Origin of the sequence: Streptomyces sp. NPDC004126 (assembly GCF_050275515.1) — a bacterium.
Classification (GTDB): domain Bacteria; phylum Actinomycetota; class Actinomycetes; order Streptomycetales; family Streptomycetaceae; genus Streptomyces.
Genome location: NZ_JBNNPF010000013.1, coordinates 51623 through 71925, shown reverse-complemented (window position 1 = coordinate 71925; position 20303 = coordinate 51623). Strand labels below are relative to the sequence as shown.

Below are 20303 nucleotides of genomic sequence, written 5' to 3'. Positions count from 1 at the left end.
CGGCGGGGGTCAGAAGCCGGGGCCGTCCGCGCGGTTGCCCGCGGTGGCGAGGCGGCCCCAGAGCAGGTCGGTGAGGCCCTCCACCAGCGCGGCCCGCTCGCAGGGGCGCTCGCCGAGCCACCAGTCGCCGGCCGCGTGCATCATGCCGACGATGCCGTGGCCCCAGATCCGGGCGAGCTGCTCGCCGCCGGGGCCGAGGTCGACCCGTTCGCCGACCACCTTCGCCAGTTCCTCGCCGAGCCGGCGCAGCAGCGGGGCGGAGTGCAGGCCGACGTCGAAGCCGCGCTCGCTGCTCTGGGAGTCCTCGGCGGGGTGCATCAGGAACCGGTAGACCTGCGGGCGGGCCTCGATGGCGGCGAGGTAGGTGTCCAGGGTGGACTCCACCCGCTTGCGGCGCTCGGCCGGGGCGTCGAGCGCGGCCCGCAGGGAGTCGAGCAGGGCGTCGGTGTGGCGGACGGCGAGGGCCTGGTAGAGGCCCGCCTTGTCGCCGAAGTGCCGGTAGAGGATCGGCTTGGTGATGCCGGCCTCGGCCGCGATGGCGTTCATCGAGGCCTTGGGGCCGTCCCTGAGCACGACGCGGTCCGCCGCTTCGAGCAGCTCGCGCCGGCGGCGTTCTCCCGCTCCCGGCTCGCCCGGCTGCTGACTGGTCTCCATGACGTGTTTCTCTCCCCGCCCTTGCGATGTGCGTGACGCCCACGCAACGTAACACCCCGCGTACCCCCGTCACCGAATCGGCGGCGCTTGACAGTGCTTACCAGCCGGTAACAGACTGTGGCCACGGTGAGGGTTACCGGCAGTAACGGTAACCGTGTGAGACAGCTGGAGGGGACATGGCGGAGTTCACCATGGAGCTCAACGACGACCAGAAGCAGGTCCGGGACTGGATCCACGGCTTCGCCGCCGACGTGATCAGGCCCGCGGCCGCCGAATGGGACGAGCGGGAAGAGACTCCGTGGCCCGTCATCCAGGAGGCGGCCAAGGTCGGCATCTACTCGCTGGACTTCTACGCCCAGCAGTTCTTCGACCCGACCGGCCTCGGCATCCCCATGGCCATGGAGGAGCTCTTCTGGGGCGACGCCGGCATCGCCCTGTCCATCGTCGGCACCGGCCTCGCGGCCATCGGGGTCGTCGCCAACGGCACCGAGGAGCAGATCGGCACCTGGATCCCGCAGATGTACGGGACCCCGGACGACGTCAAGGTCGCCGCCTTCTGCTCCTCCGAGCCGGACGCCGGCTCCGACGTCGGCGCGATGCGCACCCGGGCCGTCTACGACCAGGCCAAGGACGAGTGGGTGCTGAACGGCACCAAGACCTGGGCCACCAACGGCGGCATCGCCAACGTCCACATCGTCGTCGCCGTGGTCGACCCGGAGCTCGGCACCAAGGGCCACGCCTCCTTCATCGTGCCGCCGAACACCCCCGGCCTGTCCCAGGGGCAGAAGTTCAAGAAGCACGGCATCCGCGCCTCGCACACCGCCGAGGTGGTCCTGGAGGACGTACGGATCCCCGGCTCCTGCCTGCTCGGCGGCAAGGAGAAGCTCGACGAGCGGCTCGCACGGGCCCGCGAGCGGGCGGCGGCGGGCGGCGGAGAGCGTGTGAAGAACGCCGCGATGGCCACCTTCGAGGCCTCCCGGCCGGCCGTCGGCGCCATGGCCGTCGGCACGGCTCGCGCCGCGTACGAGGTCGCCCTCGACTACGCGAAGACCCGCACCCAGTTCGGCCGCCCGATCATCGACAACCAGGGGGTGGCCTTCCAGCTCGCGGACATGCGCACGCAGATCGACGCCGCCCGGCTGCTGGTGTGGCGGGCGTCCTGGATGGCGGTCGCGGGCAAGCCGTTCACCTCGGCCGAGGGCTCCATGTCGAAGCTCTTCGCGAGCGAGGTGGCGAAGAAGGTCACCGCCCAGGCGGTCCAGATCCTCGGCGGCAACGGCTTCACCCGGGAGTACCCGGTGGAGCGGATGCACCGGGACGCGGCCATCTACACGATCTTCGAGGGGACGAGCGAGATCCAGCGCCTGGTGATCGCCCGCACGCTGTCGGGCATGCCGATCCGCTAGCCGCGGGCTTCCCCCCTCCGTACGTCCGCCCCCGGAGACCCCGGGGGCGGACGTACGTCACCGCAGGGGGGTGAGGCAGTTCAGGGTCCAGCCGTCCCCGCCGCCGTACTTCGGGTCGGAGAGGTAGTCGCCGGCGGCGCAGTGCTCCCCGCCGGTCAGCCGCTTGCCGACGCGGAACTCGGCCCGGGCCGACCCGCAGTCCGTGACCACCAGGTCCTGGTCCTTCCAGTCGCCCGCGTTGCGCACGCACTGGCCGACCGCCAGCACCGGCGGGGCCGCCTCGCGGAGCAGCAGGCCGGTCACGACGAGCGCCGGGATGCCGAGGGCGATCAGCAGGGCCGGTACGAGCAGGAGCAGCGCGGGCGGGCGCCGCCACAGCGGCTTCCCCGGGTCCAGCGGGGGCCGGAAGCCGCCCGCCGGTTCCGCGAGGCGCCGGAACGCCGCCCGGGGGCCGAGGTTGAGCAGCAGCGTGAACGGGGTGATGAACAGCGAAAGCGGCCCCCACCAGCCCTGCCAGAGGGTGTCCGAGGACATCCGGCGGTAGGTGGCCGTACCGCAGTCGCGGCAGAACGGCCCGGGCAGGCTGAGGAACCGCATCACCACGAGCAGGCCCTGGTGGCCGCGCACGGTGGCCGGGGCGGCGGGCCGGCACCCGCACACCCGGCAGCCGGCCCCGGCCTGCTGCGGCGGCACGGCGTACGCCGGCGGGGCGTACGACCCCGGCTGCGCGGGGTACCCGCCGGGCTGGGCGGGGTACGTGCCGGGCTGCGCGGGGTATCCGCCAGGCTGGGCGGCGTACGGCCCCGGCTGCGGGGGGTACGGGCCGTACGGGCCGGCGCCGTACCGCGGCGGGGGTGTGGCCAAGGAACCCTCCCGGGGGTGCGTGATGATCACGGCACCCTAGCCGGGCCCGTCAGGGCCGCAGCAGCCGGACCAGGGCCCGGGCGAAGAGGTGGTGGCCCGCGCGGGCCACCAGGGGGTCCAGGACGCGGGGGAGGGGGCGCAGCCGCAGGTCCTCGCGCCAGTGGACCTCGGTGCCCCCGCCGGGGGCCGGCCGGAGCTCGATCTCGGCCCAGCCCGTCACCGTCCTGCCGCGCTTCTCCAGCCGGACCAGCCGCGGGGGCTCCCAGACGACGACCTCCATGGTGTCGTCCAACGTGATGCTTCCCACTCCCGTGCGCGCCGTGAAGCGCGTTCCGGCGCGCGTCGGCGGCTCCGTCTCGATGATCGTCCGGGTCAGCGGCACCTGTTCGCCGTGGCGTTCCCAGTCCGTCAGCCGCCTCCACACCTCGGCCGGCGGGAGGGGCGTGCGGCGAATGATCCGGATAACGGGCATGAGCGCATGGTAAGCGGGCATACACACCCTGAACTGGACGTCGAATATGGCTTCCGCCGGAGGGCGGCGATCGGTAATACTCACCGCCACCGTGGATCGTGGGTTCGACCGGGTGACCACCGGCCTTCCCGCCCCACACTGCGAGGAGGTGCGCCATGTGCTCCCACCAGCCCCCCTGCCCGCCCGCCGACAGCGCCGACCACGAGGCCGCGCGCGTCGTGGCCTCCCATCCCGAACAGGGCTGGAGCCTGCTCTGCAACGGGGTGGTCATCTTCGACGACACCGGTGAACTGCTCCCCGAAGGCCGGACGGTGGAACCCCGTCGTCCGGCGCTGGTCTGAGCGAGGAGGCAGCATGCGCCAGCAGCTGATCCGCAAGCCCGTCCCCAAGCCCGCCCCCCGAGACCTGGACCTGCGCACACCGTCGGGCAGACCCCTCCCGTACTGACGGGAGCCCAGGCATTACGCGGCCCACCGGCTGCCACGTCAGCCGGTGGGTGCCGCCGCACCGCCCCGGAACGCGGTCTCGTACGCCGCGTCGCCGATCGCCGCCCTGGCCTGCCGCTCGCCCTGGTCCCGCAGGGCCGTCAGCGAGGGCGAGCCCATCTGCGGCCTGCCCACCGTGCGCCACCAGGCGTGCCCGGTGCCGAGCAGGCGCGCCGCCAGCTCCCCGTCACCGAGGGCCGCCACCGCCGCCGCGAGCAGGTCCAGGCCCAGCGCGATGCCGAAGCGGTCGCCGAGCAGCCGTTTCCCGGACAGCATGGCCCGTACGTGCCGCGCGGCCTCGCCGTACTGGCCGAGCCCCAGCGCCGCGACGGCCAGCACGTAGTCCGCGTACGCCCGCAGCCAGCGCTCGCCCAGGTCCGCGCACGCCTCGCGCAGCCCGTGCGCCTCCTCGGCGGCCTCCTCGAAGCGCCCGAGGTCGCACAGGGCGTACGCCGTCACCAGCCGGCACAGCAGCCGGCCCGGCCCGTCGGCCCGCCCCTCGTGGGAGGCCCGCGCCCGGGGCCCCGCCAGCGCGAGCGCCCCCACCGGGTCGCCCGGCATCAGGATCGACACCCCCCGCAGGTAGGCGGCGCGCAGCCGCAGCTCCGGGTCGGCGAGCAGCGCCGCCGCCCGGACGCACTCGGCGCCCATCTCCTGGGCCCCGTCCATGTCGCCCTGGAGCAGCATCGTCAGCCCGAGCGCCCACTGCGCCCGGACCCGGGCGGCCCCCGGTTCCGGGGCCCCGCGCAGGGCCCGCTCCAGGAAGCCCCGGCCCTCGTGGACGTGCCCGCACGAGAACCAGAAGAACCACAGGGCCCCGGCCATCTCCAGGGCCGCCGAGGGGTCCGTGCCGAGCAGGTGCTCCAGGGCGGTGCGCAGCTGGGCGTGTTCGGCGCTGGTCCTGCGGTACCAGTCCAGCTGGCCGGGCCCCAGCCAGCCCCGGTCGGCGGCCGCGCAGAGCGCTGCGTACCAGTGGGCGTGCCGGTCCGCGACGGCCCGCACCTCGTCCAGCTCCGCGAGCCAGTCGCGGCCGAACTCCCGGATGGTGTCGAGCATCCGGTAGCGGGCCCCGGCCCCGCGTTCCCGGGAGCGCCGTACGACGGACTTCGCGACCAGCCCCTCCAGCACCCGCTCCACCCGGGCGGCCGGCAGCGGCCCGCCGGCGCACACGGCGCGGGCGGCGGCGATGTCGAAGTCCCCTGTGAACACCGAGAGCCGCGCCCACAGCAGCCGCTCCACCGGCTCGCACAGCTCGTGGCTCCAGCCGATCGCGGTCCGCATCGTCTGGTGCCGGGGCGGGAGCGCGGCGCGGGCGGCGGACAGCACCTCGAAGCGTGCGCCGAGGCGCTGCGCCATCTGCTCCAGGCTCCACAGCCGCATCCGGGCCCCGGCCAGCTCCAGGGCGAGCGGGATGCCGTCCAGCCGCCGGCAGACCTCGGCGGCCGTCCGGGACCGCGCGGGGTCGGCGAAGACGGCCGAGGCGGCGGGGCTGGCGGCGAGGGCGCTCGCCCGGAAGAGGGCGAGGGCCTCGCTGTCGGGCCCCTCGCAGGGCAGCGGGCGGACTTCGAGCACCGTCTCGCCGGGGGAGTCGAGCCGCTCGCGGGAGGTGGCCAGGACCGTCAGGCCGGGTGCGGACTGCAGCAGTTCGCCCGCGAGGTGGCGGACCTCGGAGACCATGTGCTCGCAGGTGTCGAGGACGAGCAGCAGGGCCTTGTCGGCCATCCACGCGCACAGTTCCTCGTCGAGGGGGTGCACGGAGTGGTCGGCGAGGCCGATGGCGTGCGCGACGGTCGTGGTGAGCAGCGCGGGGTCGCGCAGCGGCGAGAGCTCCACCCACCAGATCCCGTCGGGCCAGGCGCGGCCGGGGCGCAGGCCCCCCGGCCGGGGGGCCAGGCGGCGGCGGGTGGCGGCGCGCAGGGCGAGCCGGGACTTGCCGACGCCGCCGACCCCGGTCAGGGTGACCAGCCGCCGTTCGCCCAACAGGACGTCCAGGTTGCCCAGTTCGGCCTCGCGGCCGATGAAGCCGGCCGCTTCCGGGGGCAGGTTGCCCGGCAGGTGTCCCGGGCCGGCGGCCGGGTCGGGTGCGGGGTCCCCGCACGCGGAGTCTGCCTGATTGTGGTTGACCGAGTACTCACCGAACACGGATGTATTGTGCGCGATCTTCTTTCGCGGGGTCTGCCGTTCGGGGCGGATGGCCCCTGGGGCGGGGCCGATCGGGGTCAGCCGGCCAGCAGGATCCGCCGTTCCTCGGAGAAGGCGCCCCAGTTGCCGTCGGGCAGCCGGGCGCGGAGTTTCACCGTCCATGCCGTCCCGGCCGGTTCGGTGGCGGTGAGCCGGTAGGAGGCCCGGCCCTCGGGTACGGCCCCGGCGCCGAACTGGATGACCGTGACGGGCCGGTCGTTGACGTAGAGCTGGTACTCGCTCGTCGCGCGGCCGGTGCCGGGCGCGGTCCAGGTCAGCTCCACGGCGCCGGGGGAGGCGGCGGCGGTGAACGAGCCGGGGGCGGTGTCCGGGGCCCGGCCGGGGTCGGCGGGGGTGGTCACGGCCACCGGCGGGCCGTCCGGGGAGGAGTTGTCGAAGCCGTCGCGGGCGCGGACGGTGAACACGTAGGCGGTGCCCGGCTGCAGCCCGGTGACGGTGGTGGAGCCGTCCGTGCCGGGGGCGGTGTGGACGCGGATCCCGGCCTGGTAGACGTCGTACGCGGTCACGCCGGTGTCGTCGGTCGCCGCGCCCCAGCTCAGCCGGGCCTCGAAGGGTCCCTCCGCGCGGCCGGTGGCGGTGGGCGGGGCGGTGGGGGCCCGGTGGTCCTCCGCCTTGGCGGCCGGGGTGGTCGCCCCGGCGGGGGCGCTGAGCGGGGAGCGGTTCCCGGCGGCGTCCTTGGCGCGGACGGTGAAGGTGTACGCGGTCCCCGGGGCGAGGCCGGTGATGTCGGTCATGGTCTTGTCGGCGGGGAGTTCCCGGACCAACTGGCCGCCCTGGAAGACCTGGTAGCCGCTGACCCCGTCGGTGGTGGCGGGCGTCCGCCACATCACGTGGACCGAGGTGGCGCTGCCCGCCTGCGCGGTGAGCCCGGTGGGGGCCGGCGGGGGCCGGGTGTCGCCGTCGGCGCCGCAGGCGGCCAGGGCGGCGGCCAGGCCGAGGGCGAGCGCCGCCGCCCCGGCGCGGCGCGGGGAGGTGGTGCCGCGCACGGGATGCCCCTTCCGGCATGGGTCCGTTATTGGTCTAGACATATATGGCACGGCCGGGGCGGGCCCACAAGACCCCGGGGCCGGCGGCCGCTACCGGGGGCGCCGGTCTGGGCGGGTTCGTCTCCATCTGCTCTTGTCTGGCATTATTGCGATCTCTTTGCAATAACGGATGATTTTGAACAGGGATGTGCACAGCATGACGGCCCGGACAGTACGGGGAGCGGTCGGCGCGACGCTCGCCACCGCGCTCATCACGGGCCTGGCGGCCTGCTCGAACCCCTCCGGGGCCGCTTCGCCGGCGGACTCGGCGGTGGTCGGCATCGCGACCGAGCCGGAGAGCCTCAGCCCCCTGCTCGGCTACGGCAAGGACGGCAACTCCAAGATCTTCGACGGGCTGCTCACCCACGACGCGGACATGAAGCTGAAGCCCGCGCTCGCCGAAGCCCTGCCCGAGGTCTCCGCGGACGGCCGCACGTACACCTACAAGCTGCGCCAGGGCGTGAAGTTCAGCGACGGGGAGCCCTTCACCGCCAAGGACGTCGAGTTCACCTACCGGACGATCCTCGACCCGAAGACCAACAACGCCTCCAGGACCGAGCTGGACGCCGTCGAGAGCGTCACCGCCCAGGGCGCCGACAAGGTGGTCTTCACCCTCAAGTACCCCTACGCCCCGTTCGCCGAGCGGACCGTGCTGCCCATCGCCCCCGAGCACGTCGCGGGCCGCCAGGACGTCAACAGCGGCGAGTTCACCACCAAGCCCGTCGGCACCGGCCCGTACCTGCTGACCGGCTGGTCCAAGGGCGAGAAGATCAGCTTCCGGGCCAACCCCCACTACTGGGGCGGCGAGCCCGCCGTGAAGAAGTTCACCATGGCCGTCGTCAAGGACGACGACGTCCGCGCGACCCGGCTGCGCGCCGGGGAACTGGACGCCGCCATCCTGCCCCCGAACCTCGCCCGGGGCTTCGCGCAGGACAAGGCGCGCAAGACCTTCGCCGCCAAGACCTTCGACTACCGCAACGTGACCCTGCCGACGCACCACCCCGTCACCGGCGACGTGGCCGTGCGCCGGGCGCTGGACATCGCCGTGGACCGGCAGGCCATGGTCGACAAGCTCCTCGACGACGCGGGCAAGGCCGCCTACGGGCCCGTGCCCACCGACAGCCGCTGGTTCACCCCGGGCACGGAGCGCCCGTACGACCTCGAACGGGCCAGGCAGATCCTCGACGAGGCCGGCTGGAAGCCCGGCGGGGACGGCATCCGCACCAAGGACGGGGTCCGCGCCTCCTTCCCCCTCTGGTACACCACCGGCGACAAGATCCGCCAGGACCACGCGCTGGCCTTCGCCTCCGACGCGAAGAAGGCCGGCATCGAGGTGAAGACCGAGGCCGGGACCTGGGAGGTCATCGAGCCCCGGATGAAGACCGACGCCGTCCTCGCCGGCGGCGGCTCACCGGCCGACCCCGACTTCGACCAGTACCAGCTGCTGACCTCCTCCCTCGCGGGTGACGGCTTCAACAACATGGCCCAGTACGCCAACCCGGCCGTCGACCGGGCCGTGGCCGACGGCCGCACCAGCGGCGACCCGGCCGCCCGCAAGGCCGCCTACGACACCGTGCAGCGCGAACTCGTCCAGAACCCGGGCTACGTGTTCCTCACCCACATCGACCACCTCTACGTGGTCAACGACAAGTGGGAGGGCCCCTCCACCCAGGTCGAGCCGCACGACCACGGCCTCGGCTCCGGCCCCTGGTGGAACGTCGAGAGCTGGAAGCCGAAGCAGAAGTGACGTTTCGCCACCGGCAGGGGCGCAGCCGTCCCGGCCGCCCCCGGCCCTGGGGGCCGATGGCGCGGATGGCGGGACGGCGGACCCTGTCCGCCGTCCCCGTCCTCCTCGCCGTCACCTTCGGGGTCTTCGCCGTCGCCGCACTGTCCCCCTTCGACCCCGTGAAGGCATACGCCGGCACCGCCGGACTCACCGCCTCCCAGGCCGAACTCGACCAGCTGCGCGCCAACCTCGGCGTGGACCGGCCCTTCCCCGCCCAGTGGTGGGACTGGCTCACCTCCGCGCTCACCGGCGACCTCGGCGACTCCGCCGTGATGCGCCAGCCCGTCGCCGACGTCATCGCCGAACGCGTGGGCTGGTCCGCGCTCCTCGCCGGCTGCGCCTTCGCCGTGGCCGTCCTGCTGGGCACGCTGCTCGGGGTGCTCGCCGCCCGCCGCCAGGGCGGGGCCCTGGACCGGGCCGCGTCCGGCCTCGCCTACACCCTGGAGGCGGCCCCCGCCTTCTGGCTCGGGCTGCTCGCCGTCTGGTTCTTCTCGGTACGGCTCGGCGTGCTGCCCTCGGGCGGCCTCACCGACGCCGCCGACGACACCGTCACCCTCTCCGGGGTCGCCTCCCACCTGGTGCTGCCCGCACTGGTCCTCGGCGTCTCCCAGCTGCCCTGGTTCTTCCTCTACGTACGCCAGGGCGTCGCCGACGCCCTCGCCGAGGACCCCGTACGCGGCGCCCGCGCCCGGGGCCTGTCCGAACGGCGGGTCCTGCTGGGCCACGGGCTGCGCTCCGGCATGCTGCCCATGCTCACCCTCGTCGGCTCCCGCGTCCCCGAGCTGATCACCGGCGCCCTGCTGGTCGAGACCGTCTTCAGCTGGCCCGGCATCGCCGCCGCCACCGTCACCGCCGCCACCTCGGTGGACTTCCCGCTGCTGGCCGCGCTCACCGTCCTGGCCACCGCCGCCGTACTCGCCGGCAACCTGCTGTCCGACCTGCTGTACGGGCTGGCCGACCCGAGGGTGGGCTTCGATGGCTGACACCGCCTGGCGCCGGCACGGCCCGGACCGCCGCTCCACCCGCGCCCTGCGCGTGCGCACCGCGGCCGCCGTCACCGCCCTCCTCGTCCTCACCGTCCTGCTGGTGCCCGCGCTGGTCCGGTTCGACCCGCAGGCCGTGGACCTCTCCGCGAAGCTGCTGCCGCCCTCCTGGCAGCACCCCTTCGGCACCGACGACCTCGGCCGCGACCTGCTGCTGCGCTGCGTCCACGGGCTGCGCGTCTCCCTGCTGGTCGGCGTGGTCGCGGCGCTCGTCGCCACCGTCCTCGGCACCGCCGTCGGCGCGGCCGCCGGAGCCCTCGGCGGCCGCACCGACCGGCTCCTGATGCGGGCCGTCGATGCCCTCTCCGCCATCCCGCACCTGCTGCTGGGGATCTTCGTCGTCGCCCTGTTCCGGCCCGGCATCTGGCCCGTCGTGGTGTCGGTCGCGCTCACCCACTGGCTCTCCACCGCCCGCATCGTGCGTGCCGAAGTGCTCTCGCTGCGGGGGCGCCCCTACGTGGACGCGGCCGTCTCCGGCGGCGCCTCCCGATGGCGGGTCACCGTCCGCCACCTGGTCCCCGGGGTGCTGCCGCAGGCCGGACTGGCCGCGGTGCTGATGATCCCGCACGCCATGTGGCACGAGTCCGCGCTGTCCTTCCTCGGCCTCGGCCTGCCGGCCCACCAGGCCAGCCTCGGCACCCTCGTCCAGGCCGGCCGCGGCTCGCTGCTCGCCGGCGACTGGTGGCCCACCCTCTTTCCGGGCCTCTTCTTGATCGTTCCGACCTTGGCGGTCGCGGGCCTCGCGGGAGCCTGGCGGGAGCGCTTGAGCCCCCGCCGCCGCTCGGAGCTGACCCTTTGAATCCTCCCCCCGCCGAAGCCGGGGGATTCCTGGCTCACGCCGCTCGGGCGCTCAGCGAGCGACAGAGTCTTCCGCGATCAACACCAGCCGGGTTGAAACCAGCCCGGGTTTATGAAGTTGTGGAGGTTGCCGTGCCGGCTTGGTTCTCGCTCGGCTCGTTGTGCGCGCTTGGTTCTCGCAGCGCACGACATGCACGCTACCCGGCGGCGCTTGGCCCTGGGGGCGAAACACCGTTTTCTGCCCGGAGGATTCCGATTCCGCCCCGGCTTGACGGCACCCCCACGGGGCCCGTTCTCACCCTGGACCGGCTTTCCGTCCGCTTCCGCATGCGCGGCGGCCGCCCGGTCGAAGCCGTCACCGACGCCACCTTCACGCTCGGACCCGGTGAATGCCTCGCCCTCGTCGGCGAGAGCGGCTGCGGCAAGTCCGTCCTCGCCTCCGCCCTGCTCGGCCTGCTCCCCGGCAACGCCGAGACCGCCGGATCGGCCCGCCTCGGCGACGGCCTCGACCTGCTCGCCGCCGACGAGAAGACCCTCGCCCGCACCGTACGCGGCCGCCGCGTCGGCCTGGTCCCGCAGAGCCCCGCCGCGCACCTCACCCCCGTCCGCACCGTCCGCTCCCACCTGGAGGAGACCGTCCGGGAACTCACCGGCACCCGCGACCCGCGCGGGGCCGCCGAAGCCGCGGCCGCCCGCGCCGCCTTCCCCGCGAGCCACCTCGACCACCACCCCCACCAGCTCTCCGGCGGCCTCGCCCAGCGCGCCGCCACCGCCCTCGCCCTCATCGGGGACGCGCCCCTGCTCCTCGCCGACGAGCCCACCACCGGCCTCGACCGGGACCTCGTGGAACGCACCGTCGACGAACTGCGCGCCCACACCCGGGACGCCGGCCGCGCCCTGCTGATGATCACCCACGACCTGGCGGCCGCCCAGCGCATCGCCGACACCGTCGCCGTCATGTACGCGGGCCGGATCGTGGAACTCGCCCCCGCCGACACCTTCTTCGGCACTCCCGGCCCCCGCCACCCCTACGCCCGGGGCCTGCTCGACGCCCTGCCCGAACGCGCCTTCACCCCCATCCCCGGCGCCCCGCCCGAGCTCGGCGACCTGCCGCCCGGCTGCGCCTTCGCCGACCGCTGCGCCCTGGCCGACGACACCTGCCGGGCCGGGCGCCCCCCGCTGACCGAAGGGGTGGCCTGCCACCGTGCTTGAGCTCAAGGGCATCACCGCCGGCTACGACCGCCGGGGCCCCGTCGTACGGAACGCGCACCTCGCGCTGCACCCCGGCGAGGCCCTCGGGCTGCTCGGGCCCAGCGGCTGCGGCAAGTCCACCCTGGCCCGGGTCGCCGCCCTGCTGCACCGGCCCGACCGGGGGACGGTGGCCTTCGACGGCCGCGCGGTGACCGGCTTCCGGCACCGCGCCCCGCGCTCCCTGCGCACCGCCGTCGGCGTCGTCTTCCAGCAGCCCCGGCTCTCCGCCGACCCCCGCCTCAGCCTCTACGACCTCGTCGCGGAACCGCTGCGCGCCACGGGCCGGCGTGCGGAGGCGGAAGCGGCCGTCGCCGGGCTGGCCGACCGGGTCGGCCTGGGCCCCGGCCTCCTCGCCCGGCGCCCCCACGAGGTCAGCGACGGCCAGCTCCAGCGCGCCTGCCTGGCCCGGGCACTGGTGCTGCGGCCGCAATGGCTGGTCTGCGACGAGATGACCGCGATGCTCGACGCCTCCACCACCGCCGCCCTGGTCGGGGTGGTCGAGGAGTACCGGAAGGAGACCGGAGCCGGCCTGCTGGCCGTCGGGCACGATCCGGTGCTCCTCGGCCGCTGGTGCGACCGCACGGCGCACTGGAGCGACATCGCGGACAGTTGATCGACTTGTTGCACCTTCATGAATCATCCGGTCCTTCCATGGACTCCTCGGGCAGTGCGATCTAGCGTCTGGCGGCGGCGCGATGTCAGACGCAATGTCAACAACACTGAGGAGCAAGGAGGATGACCGGATGTTCCGAAGAGCGCTGAACTGCGCCGCGGTCCCAGCCATCGCCGCCCTGACGGTGCTCGGCGGGCTCGCCCCCGCCGCCCAGGCCGACGAGATCCCCAAGGCCCCGGGCCACCGCCTGGTCAGCCACTACGAAGGCGGACCCGCGACCGCCGCCCCGCTGCCGGGCGAGGCCCCGCCGCAGCACCCCTTCCTCGCGCCCAACGGCCGCAGTGGCATGCACTCGGACGCGGGCGGCAGCGCCACCGCCCCGTGGTCCGGCCCCCTGGGGAAGAACCCCCAGGTCACCAGCGAGAAGATCGCCGCCCTCGGCGGCGAGTGCGCCACCGCCACCTTCGACACCGGCGGCCGCCTCGTCACCGTCTGCGGCACCTTCTCCGGCTTCAAGGTCAAGCTCCTGGAGCCCCGTACGCTCGCCACGCTCGCGGAACACCAGCTCCCGCAGCGCTCCTCCACGGTCGAGGCGATCACCTCGCTCGACTTCGCGAAGATCTTCAAGGACACCTCGGGCGGCGCCTACTTCTACCTGGACAACCAGGACCGCGCGGTACTCGCCGACTCCCGCCAGCACATCCTGCGCCTCTCCCACTCCCAGAACCCCGACGGGAGCTGGAAGTTCACGGTCGACGACGACTGGGACCTCACCGGCCAGGTACCGCACGACTGCGTCAGCTGGACCAACCTGTGGCCCAGCGGCACCTGCGACCCCGTCACCTCGGTCATGCCCGACTGGAACGGCCGCATCTGGTGGGTCACCCGCCAGGGCCGCGTCGGCACCGTGGACCCGGCCGGCGGACAGATCCGGTCGATCCGGCTGGAGGGCGAGGAGATCCAGAACTCCTTCTCCGTCGCCGAGGACGGCGTCTCCATCGTCACCGACCACGCCCTCTACAGCTTCCGCACCCGCGCCGACGGCACCCCCGAGGCCCAGTGGCGCCAGACGTACGACCGCGGGACCGGGACCAAGCCCGGCTCCGTGAACCAGGGTTCGGGCACCACCCCGGACCTCTTCGGCAACGGCTACGTCGCCATCACCGACAACGCCGACGACCGGATGAACGTCCTGGTCTACCGGCGGGGCGCCGACGTCCCCGCCGACCGGCGGCTGGTGTGCAAGGTGCCCGTCTTCCGATCCGGCGCCTCGACCACCGACAACTCCCTGATCACCTGGGGCAACAGCATCATCGTCGAGAACAACTACGGGTACGAGAACCCCACCTCGCTGCTCCTGGGCAAGTCGGTCGTCGGCGGCGTCAGCCGCATCGACGTCCGCGCCGACGGCAGCGGCTGCGACACGGTGTGGGAGAGCGCGATCCGCGCTCCCTCCGTGGTCCCCAAGCTCTCCACCGCGAACGGGCTGCTCTACTTCTACGAGAAGGAGCCCAACTTCTGGGGCATCGACTCCTGGTACCTCACCGCGGTCGACTTCCGCACCGGTGAGCGCCGCTGGCGGCAGCTGACCGGCACCGGACCCCTGTACGACAACAACTGGGCGCCGATCACCCTCGGCCCCGACGGCACGGCGTACGTCGGCGTGTTCAACGGCATCGTCGCCGTCCGCGACGGCGGCTGACCCCGCCGCCGCGTCCGGCCCCCGCCCGCACCCCGGGCGGGGGCCCGTTCACTGCTTCAGCGCGGCGCAGGCGTCGGAGCGGGCGCCGGGCGGGAGGAGTTCGCGCTCGGGCCCGGTCAGGGCCCGGGCGGCCAGCTCGCAGGCCCGCCTGCGCCAGGTCTCCGGGTCCAGGGGCAGCACTTCCACGGCGGAGCCGTCCGCCCAGGCCAGCTTCGTGCCGTCGGCCGACCAGTCGCCGGTGGCGCCGTAGCCGGGCGTGAAGTGGTGCAGTTCCGTGCCCTTGTCCACGTCCCAGAACGTGAAGGCGTTGGTTGTGGCGACGGTGCTGAGCCTGGCCGAAGTGGGAAAGCCGTTCAGCCACTGGACCCCTTGGTAGGCCAGGTTCTTCCACTTCTTCGTGTCCATGTTCCGGATCCTGAGGACGCCGTCCGTGGTGACGACGGCGAGGAGGCGCCCGGTCGGGTCGAAGGCCATGTGCCGGGGCGGCCCCTTGTCGGTCGTGAAGGTCTCCACCGCCGCGCCTTTGTCGAAGTCCCAGAGCTGGACCTCGTCGCCCCCCGTACGGACGGCGGCCTGCTGGTGACCGGGACGGGCCGCGGCGAAGACGTCGGCCGCCCGGTCGGACAGCTCGACCGGTTCCTGGGTGGACGGCCGGTACGTCCTGCCCACCTGTGACCCGGCCTTCAGGTCCCAGCGGGACACGTAGGAGACGGCCGACACCACCGCGTGGTCGTCTCCGTCGTACCAGACGTTGACCCAGGCCGGGGTGTGTCCCGTACGGGGGTCCGCGCGGGTCGGATCGATGCCCGGGGGAGTGGGCAGGGTGAGCCGGCGGGCCTCGGTGAGCGGTGTACCGCCCCCCGTCCCCACGTCCCACACCAGGACCCCGGCGCCGTCGGTCGTGACGGTGAGCAGCCGTCCGCCGTTCGGGCTGAACACCGGATAGATCCGGGCGAGCGGGGCGGAGGGCCGCACGGCCGCGAGCTGGCGGCGCGTCCCCAGATCCCACAGGCGCAGGGTCGCGCCGTCCGCGTCGACGCTGGCGACCCGGCCGTGGTCCACGTCCACGGTCCGGATCAGGCTCGTGAGCATGGCGCTGTCGAAGGCGGTCGGCCGGGGCACCTTGGCGACCGCGACGGTGCCGCCCACGGTGACCGCCACCTTCATCGCGTCGGGAGGTCCGGCGAGACTGACCGCCGGCAATGTCGTGGAACCCGCGACGAACTCGTCCTGCTGGGCGGGGGCGGGCAGGTCGAGGACGGCGGGCAGCCCGTCCTGGAGGTCCAGTACCAGGAACCGATAGCGGCCCAGGCTCGCACCGAACCGCTGTACGGGGTTGAGCAGGAAGCGGCCGGTGCGGTCGAGCCGGGGTGTGTACAACGGGCAGACGGCCCCCAGCCGGGTCGTGCTGTACTCCTTGCGGACCCGGGGCTGCCCGCCGAGGTCCCATACCTGGAGTACTCCGTCCGCCGTGCACCGCGCGAGCGTGGAGCCGTCCCCGCTGACGGTGACCTGGCCGGTGTCCTGGCTCCCCCAGGGCTCCTCGTCGCGGCGGCCGTCGGACAGCCGCCAGCGCACGAGTCGGCCGTTCGCACCGGCGGCGGATCCCTCCGGGACGATCCGGCCGACGATCACGCCGTCCGGCCCGAACCAGGCGTGCGAGACGTTCCAGCCGCTCGGCGCGGCGAGCGTGCCGCCGACGCGCGTGCCGTCGGCCGCCTCCCACACCGACACGCCCTCGCCCGGGGAGGCGGCGAGTACGCGCCGCCCGGAACCGTCGAAGCGGACGTCGGTCGCCGGCCGGGCGTTCGTGCGGGCCTCGTCGACTCCACGCAGTTTCACCCCGCGCCAGCTGCCGTCGGGGGCCCGGACACCCACGGTCACGAGGCCGAAGGGGGTGGAAGTGGCGATGCTGCGGCCGTCGGGTGAAGCGGTGACCAGGTCGGCGTCCTTCCTGATGCCCTTCACCTCCGGACGTCCCGAACCCAGGTCCGCCCCGTGGACGTCGCCGGACCCCAGACCGATGGTGACCCGCCGCCCGTCCTCGCTCAGCACGGCGTGGCGCACCTCGCCGCTGCCCTCGTAGACGACCTGCTCGACGTGGCGCATCCGTACGTACTGCTCGAACAGTGCGGTCTCGGCCTCGGGCCCCGGGGCCGTGCGGTACGCCGCCGCGCTCATCAGCGCCGAGGTGGCGAGCGACACGTCGTCCAGCCGCCCCGCCAACTGCGCGATCTGCGGCGACGCGGCCTTGCGCAGGTCCTCGTCCAGCCTGCCGTTCGCCCCGTACAGCTGCCACGACGCGAGCACGGCGACGGCCAGCAGGACGGCCAGCAGGGTGATGCCCGCCTGCCTGAGCCGGCGGGAGCGTCGGGTCTGGGCCGCCTCCGCGGTGCGGCGGGTCAGGCCCGCTTCGAGGAACTCCCGCTCCCGCGCCGAGAGTTCGTCGCCGCGCAGCCCCGTCTGGATGACGGCGGCGTCCAGCGGCGCGCCCGTCGGCAGCTGGTCGTGGGGCCGGCCGAGTTCCTCCCAGCGGTCCAGGTCGCGCCGGAAGCCCGCCCGCCAGGTGAGGAACTCCCGGTCCTGCGCGACCCGGCGGGCCAGCGTGGGCCAGGCTCCGATCAGCGCCTCGTGGGCCAGTTCGACGGTCTGGCCGCGCTCCGCGTCCCCGCCCACGACGAGGATCCGCCGCTCGGCGAGCAGGCCGGCGATCCGCCACCGCTCCTCCCCGGCGTCCGACCGGCTCAGCACCGCGCGCAGCGGGGCCTCGCCGCCCGGCGCCATCCGCACCAGCGCCGTCAGCAGCCGCAGGGCCTCCTCCTCGTCCACCTCCGCGACGCACCCACGCCAGGCCGCCTCCGCGTGCCGGCCCAGGGCACCGCGCACACCGCCGATCTCCTCGTACGAGGCGAAGCGCAGGCGGCCCAGGGCCCGCTCGTCCCACAGCCGCGCCAGTACGAACCCCAGCAGCGGCAGCGCCCCCGGCTCGGCGCCGGCGTCGTCCAGCATCCGGGTGACGAGGCCGGGGTCGTACGACACGGCGGGGATCCGGGCCAGCGGCCGCAGGATGACCTCGGACATCTGGGCCCGGGTCATCGGCAGCAGCGGCCGGACCGCCGCCCGGCCGAGAGCGGGGCCGAGGACGGGGTGCGCGAGGGCCGCCTCCAGGAAGTCGGCCCGGAGCGTGAGCAGCACCCGCAGCCCGGCGGGGTGCGGCTCGGGGAACAGCAGCGCGGCGGAGCCGTCGTCGCCGGAGCGGCCCTCCGCGAGCAGCGCCTCGGCCTGGTCGAGCACGACGAGCAGCCGGCCCGCCCGGTCGCCGAGGGCCGACCGGGCCGCCGCGGCGAGGCCGCGCCCGGCCAGGTCCTCCTCCAGCTCCCGCGGCCCCGCCGGCCCGCCGCCGAGGCGGGCCAGTTCCGAGGCGAGCGCCGTGCGGACCGGCAGCCCCTCGGCGGCCCGCACCACCAGCACCTCGTACCCCCGGGCACGCAGCCGGGGCACCACCCCGGCCAGGGCCAGCGAGGACTTCCCGCAGCCGGACGGGCCGACGAGGGCCACCCGGGAGCGCGGGCCGCCGTCCAGCAGCCCGGCGACGTCCTCGGCCTCCGGGTCCCGGCCGAAGTACACCTCCGCGTCGGCCTCCCGGAAGGCGGCGAGGCCCCGGAACGGGGAGGCGGGGCTCAGCAGCGGGCCGAGCGCGGGAACCTCGGCGATCAGGGTCCGGGTGGGGATCACGAAGCTCTGCCGGTCCCCGGACAGCTGGGCGGCCACCACCATGCCGACCACGGCCCCGGCCTCCTCGTCCCAGACCGGGCTGCCGCTGAAGCCCCGGTCCACGGGGACGCCCTGCCGGTCGGCGCCCGACAGCTGCACCCAGTTCTCGGCGGTCCAGCCGCGCAGCCGGCCCGCGTGCCAGACGCCGCCCGGGAAGGCGCCGGTGAAGCCGGCCACCCGTACGGCGTGGTCCCAGACGCTCGTGGGGGAGGCCATGGCGAGCGCGCCCGCACCCGCGACGGGCGCCCGCAGCCGCAGCACCGCGATGTCCCCGGTGCCGTCCGCCCGCAGCGGAACCCAGTGCTCCACCTCGGCCGCGACCTGCCGGGAGGCCCCGGACAGGGGGCGGTCCAGGGTCAGGGCGCCCGTCGGCGCGGGGACCTGCCCACGCGGCGCGCCGAGCGCGTCGGCGACGACGTGCGCGCAGGTCAGCGCCAGGTCGGGGGCCACCAGGAAGCCGACTCCGACCGGTCCGGCCGGGCCCGCGACCCGGACGATGGCGGAGCCGAGGACGGCGTCCGGCGGCCCCTCCGCTCCCGCCGCGGCCATCAGGGGGTGCTGTGCGGGTCGTCCTGCGGGGCCCGGGAGTTCCAGGTCAGGGTCACGGCGAAGTTGGCCTGGGTGGCGGTGCTGGCCACCACGATGTCCGCCTCGGCCGACAGGGAGACCCCGAACTCCAGGGTGATCTCGTCCGGCCGGTGGGCGAGCCCGGCGAGCCGGCCCACGAAACCGTCCGCCAGCGGCCGGATGCCGTCCAGCATCTCCCCGAAGGAGCGCGACGCCCGGACGACGGGGCCGCCGCCGCGCCCGACCCGCGCCAGCGACTCGTCGACCTCGCGGATCTGCACCCGCACCACCCCGTCGGTGCCGTCCCCGAGGGGGACCTCGACCGTACGCACCTCGGCACTCATGCCCGCCCACCCTCCCCGTTGCCCAGCGGCTCGGCGTCGTGGGCAACTCTCGCACGGCACGCGGGAGTTGGGGCAGGGGCCGGGGGTGACGGCGCCGGGGATGGCCGAAACCCGGCCGCCCGCTCCCCGGCGGCCGCCCCCGCCGCGGGCCGCTACCTGGCCGCTTCGAGCCGCCGCTCCGCCAGGAGCTCCGGTTCCGGGGCCGGAGGCGGTACCGACTTGGCCAGATCGAGGCTCGCCTCCAGGTCGTCCAGCGCCAGGCGGGCCGCGGCGATCCGGTCCCGGACCTCGTCCGCCGGGTCCGTGGCGTTCGCCGCGCGCTCCCGGGCGCGCGCGTCCGCCTCCTCCATCTCCCGCGCCTCGTCCAGCGAGTTGAGCACCACCCCGATCAGGACGTTGACCAGGACGAAGGAGGCCAGCAGGGCGTACGAGGCGTAGTAGAGGATGCTGAACCGGGAGATCTCCAGCCCCGCCCGCACCGCGTCCGTCAGCCCGTCCAGCGTGGTCAGCAGGAACAGCGTGAGCGCGGCCCGCCCGATCGAGCCGTAGTGCTGCGGGTCGGCGGAGGCGAAGCCCACCCAGCCGACCATGGCGTACACGTACACCACCAGCGCGCCGACGAACAGGAAGCTGGCCGTGCCCGGCAGGCTGCGGCCGACCGCCAGCAGCAGGATCCGCAGGTGCGGCAGGAAGCGGGCGGTGCGCAGCACGCGGGCGAGGCGCAGCAGCCGCAGCACGGTGGCGTTCTCGCGCAGGAACGGCAGGAAGGCGGAGGTGACGATCAGCAGGTCGAAGATGTTCCAGGGGTCCCGGAAGAATGCTTTCGGCCGGTCGGCGTGGGCGCCGACGCGCAGCAGCATCTCCAGGGTGAAGAGGGTGAGGCAGGACTGTTCCGCGGCCTGGAGCACCTGGCGGTACTCGGCGGCCAGCCCGCTGTACGTCTCCAGGCCCATCAGCGCCGCGTTGAGCAGGATCACCGCGAAGACGCCCATTCCGAACGGAGGGGCCTCGGTGATGCTGCGGCAGCGGGCGGCAAGTCTCCGCCGGCCGGATCCGGCCGGCATGGGGTCCGTCATCGTGTCCCTCGTACTCGTGCTCGTGCGGCCCGTGAGGCCGTGGTCGGCGTCGTCGCACGGACCGGCGCGGGGCGGGGGCGCGCGCGCCGGTCCGTACGTCCTGCTAACGCCGTACGGCCGAACGGGTTTCACGTGGTCACGCGAAACGGCCCCTTCCGGGGGCCGCGCGTCCCAGCCGCCGCGCCTGCCCATCTGCTCCAGGAAGCGGAAGGTGGGTACCGGTTCGAAGGTCGCGGACCAC

At 74.4% G+C, this 20303-nt stretch carries 16 protein-coding genes; 8 read left to right on the top strand and 8 right to left on the bottom strand.

Annotation, left to right across the window (positions count from 1 at the left end; translation table 11 throughout):
* Nucleotides 1-9 precede the first annotated feature (9 nt).
* Entirely contained in the window at nt 10-654 is a 645-nt protein-coding gene (locus ACQKM2_RS14930; protein WP_427709761.1) for a TetR family transcriptional regulator, read from the bottom strand.
* Nucleotides 655-830: 176 nt separating this feature from the next.
* Here ACQKM2_RS14930 and ACQKM2_RS14925 point away from each other — a divergent pair, with 176 nt between their 5' ends.
* A complete protein-coding gene (locus ACQKM2_RS14925; protein ID WP_362463744.1) occupies nt 831-2060 on the top strand; it encodes an acyl-CoA dehydrogenase family protein in 1230 nt (409 codons plus the stop codon).
* A 57-nt stretch (nt 2061-2117) separates the two neighbouring features.
* Here ACQKM2_RS14925 and ACQKM2_RS14920 read toward each other — a convergent pair whose 3' ends face one another.
* Together ACQKM2_RS14920 and ACQKM2_RS14915 are read right to left on the bottom strand one after the other, a co-directional pair.
* On the bottom strand, nt 2118-2924 hold the full coding sequence (locus ACQKM2_RS14920; protein WP_427709758.1) for an LppU/SCO3897 family protein: 807 nt from the start codon (nt 2922-2924) through the stop codon (nt 2118-2120).
* A gap of 49 nt (nt 2925-2973) precedes the next feature.
* Nucleotides 2974-3396 carry an SRPBCC family protein gene (locus ACQKM2_RS14915; RefSeq protein WP_427709756.1) on the bottom strand — a complete coding sequence of 141 codons (423 nt, stop codon included), beginning with the start codon at nt 3394-3396 and terminating at the stop codon, nt 2974-2976.
* A 155-nt stretch (nt 3397-3551) separates the two neighbouring features.
* Between ACQKM2_RS14915 and ACQKM2_RS14910 the strand changes: the two genes are divergently transcribed.
* Complete coding sequence (locus ACQKM2_RS14910) at nt 3552-3737, top strand: DUF5999 family protein (protein WP_125815414.1); 186 nt, start codon at nt 3552-3554, stop codon at nt 3735-3737.
* 144 nt (nt 3738-3881) lie between these two features.
* Here ACQKM2_RS14910 and ACQKM2_RS14905 read toward each other — a convergent pair whose 3' ends face one another.
* Together ACQKM2_RS14905 and ACQKM2_RS14900 are read right to left on the bottom strand one after the other, a co-directional pair.
* Complete coding sequence (locus tag ACQKM2_RS14905) at nt 3882-6023, bottom strand: ATP-binding protein (RefSeq protein ID WP_427709754.1); 2142 nt, start codon at nt 6021-6023, stop codon at nt 3882-3884.
* A gap of 77 nt (nt 6024-6100) precedes the next feature.
* Nucleotides 6101-7069, bottom strand: coding sequence for a fibronectin type III domain-containing protein (locus ACQKM2_RS14900; RefSeq protein WP_427709752.1), 969 nt, complete (start codon nt 7067-7069; stop codon nt 6101-6103).
* Nucleotides 7070-7265: 196 nt separating this feature from the next.
* On the opposite strand from ACQKM2_RS14900, the gene ACQKM2_RS14895 reads away from it, so the two are divergent.
* The 6 genes from ACQKM2_RS14895 (at nt 7266) to ACQKM2_RS14870 (ending at nt 14301) form a co-directional block, all read left to right on the top strand.
* Nucleotides 7266-8855, top strand: a complete 1590-nt coding sequence (locus ACQKM2_RS14895) for an ABC transporter substrate-binding protein (protein ID WP_427709750.1) — start codon at nt 7266-7268, stop codon at nt 8853-8855.
* A gap of 56 nt (nt 8856-8911) precedes the next feature.
* Complete coding sequence (locus ACQKM2_RS14890) at nt 8912-9877, top strand: ABC transporter permease (protein ID WP_427709930.1); 966 nt, start codon at nt 8912-8914, stop codon at nt 9875-9877.
* Entirely contained in the window at nt 9870-10736 is an 867-nt protein-coding gene (locus ACQKM2_RS14885; RefSeq protein ID WP_427709748.1) for an ABC transporter permease, read from the top strand. The genes ACQKM2_RS14890 and ACQKM2_RS14885 overlap by 8 nt, the downstream gene beginning before the upstream one ends.
* Before the next feature lie 326 nt (nt 10737-11062).
* The gene (locus tag ACQKM2_RS14880) at nt 11063-11947 is read left to right on the top strand and encodes an ABC transporter ATP-binding protein (RefSeq protein ID WP_427709746.1); all 885 of its coding nucleotides are present in this window, start codon (nt 11063-11065) and stop codon (nt 11945-11947) included.
* Nucleotides 11940-12599 (top strand): ABC transporter ATP-binding protein, encoded by a 660-nt coding sequence (locus ACQKM2_RS14875; protein ID WP_427709744.1) that lies wholly within the window; start codon nt 11940-11942, stop codon nt 12597-12599. The genes ACQKM2_RS14880 and ACQKM2_RS14875 overlap by 8 nt, the downstream gene beginning before the upstream one ends.
* 130 nt (nt 12600-12729) lie before the next feature.
* A complete protein-coding gene (locus tag ACQKM2_RS14870) occupies nt 12730-14301 on the top strand; it encodes a hypothetical protein (protein WP_427709742.1) in 1572 nt (523 codons plus the stop codon).
* A 48-nt stretch (nt 14302-14349) separates the two neighbouring features.
* Here the strand turns inward: ACQKM2_RS14870 and ACQKM2_RS14865 are convergent, their stop codons facing one another.
* The 3 genes from ACQKM2_RS14865 to ACQKM2_RS14855 form a co-directional block, all read right to left on the bottom strand.
* A complete protein-coding gene (locus ACQKM2_RS14865) occupies nt 14350-18624 on the bottom strand; it encodes a trypsin-like peptidase domain-containing protein (protein ID WP_427709740.1) in 4275 nt (1424 codons plus the stop codon).
* A complete protein-coding gene (locus ACQKM2_RS14860; protein WP_427709738.1) occupies nt 18624-18986 on the bottom strand; it encodes a CU044_2847 family protein in 363 nt (120 codons plus the stop codon). Before ACQKM2_RS14860 ends, ACQKM2_RS14865 begins: the two co-directional genes overlap by 1 nt.
* Nucleotides 18987-19138: 152 nt before the next feature.
* Nucleotides 19139-20062, bottom strand: a complete 924-nt coding sequence (locus ACQKM2_RS14855; protein WP_427709736.1) for an ion transporter — start codon at nt 20060-20062, stop codon at nt 19139-19141.
* Between the last annotated feature and the right edge of the window lie 241 nt (nt 20063-20303).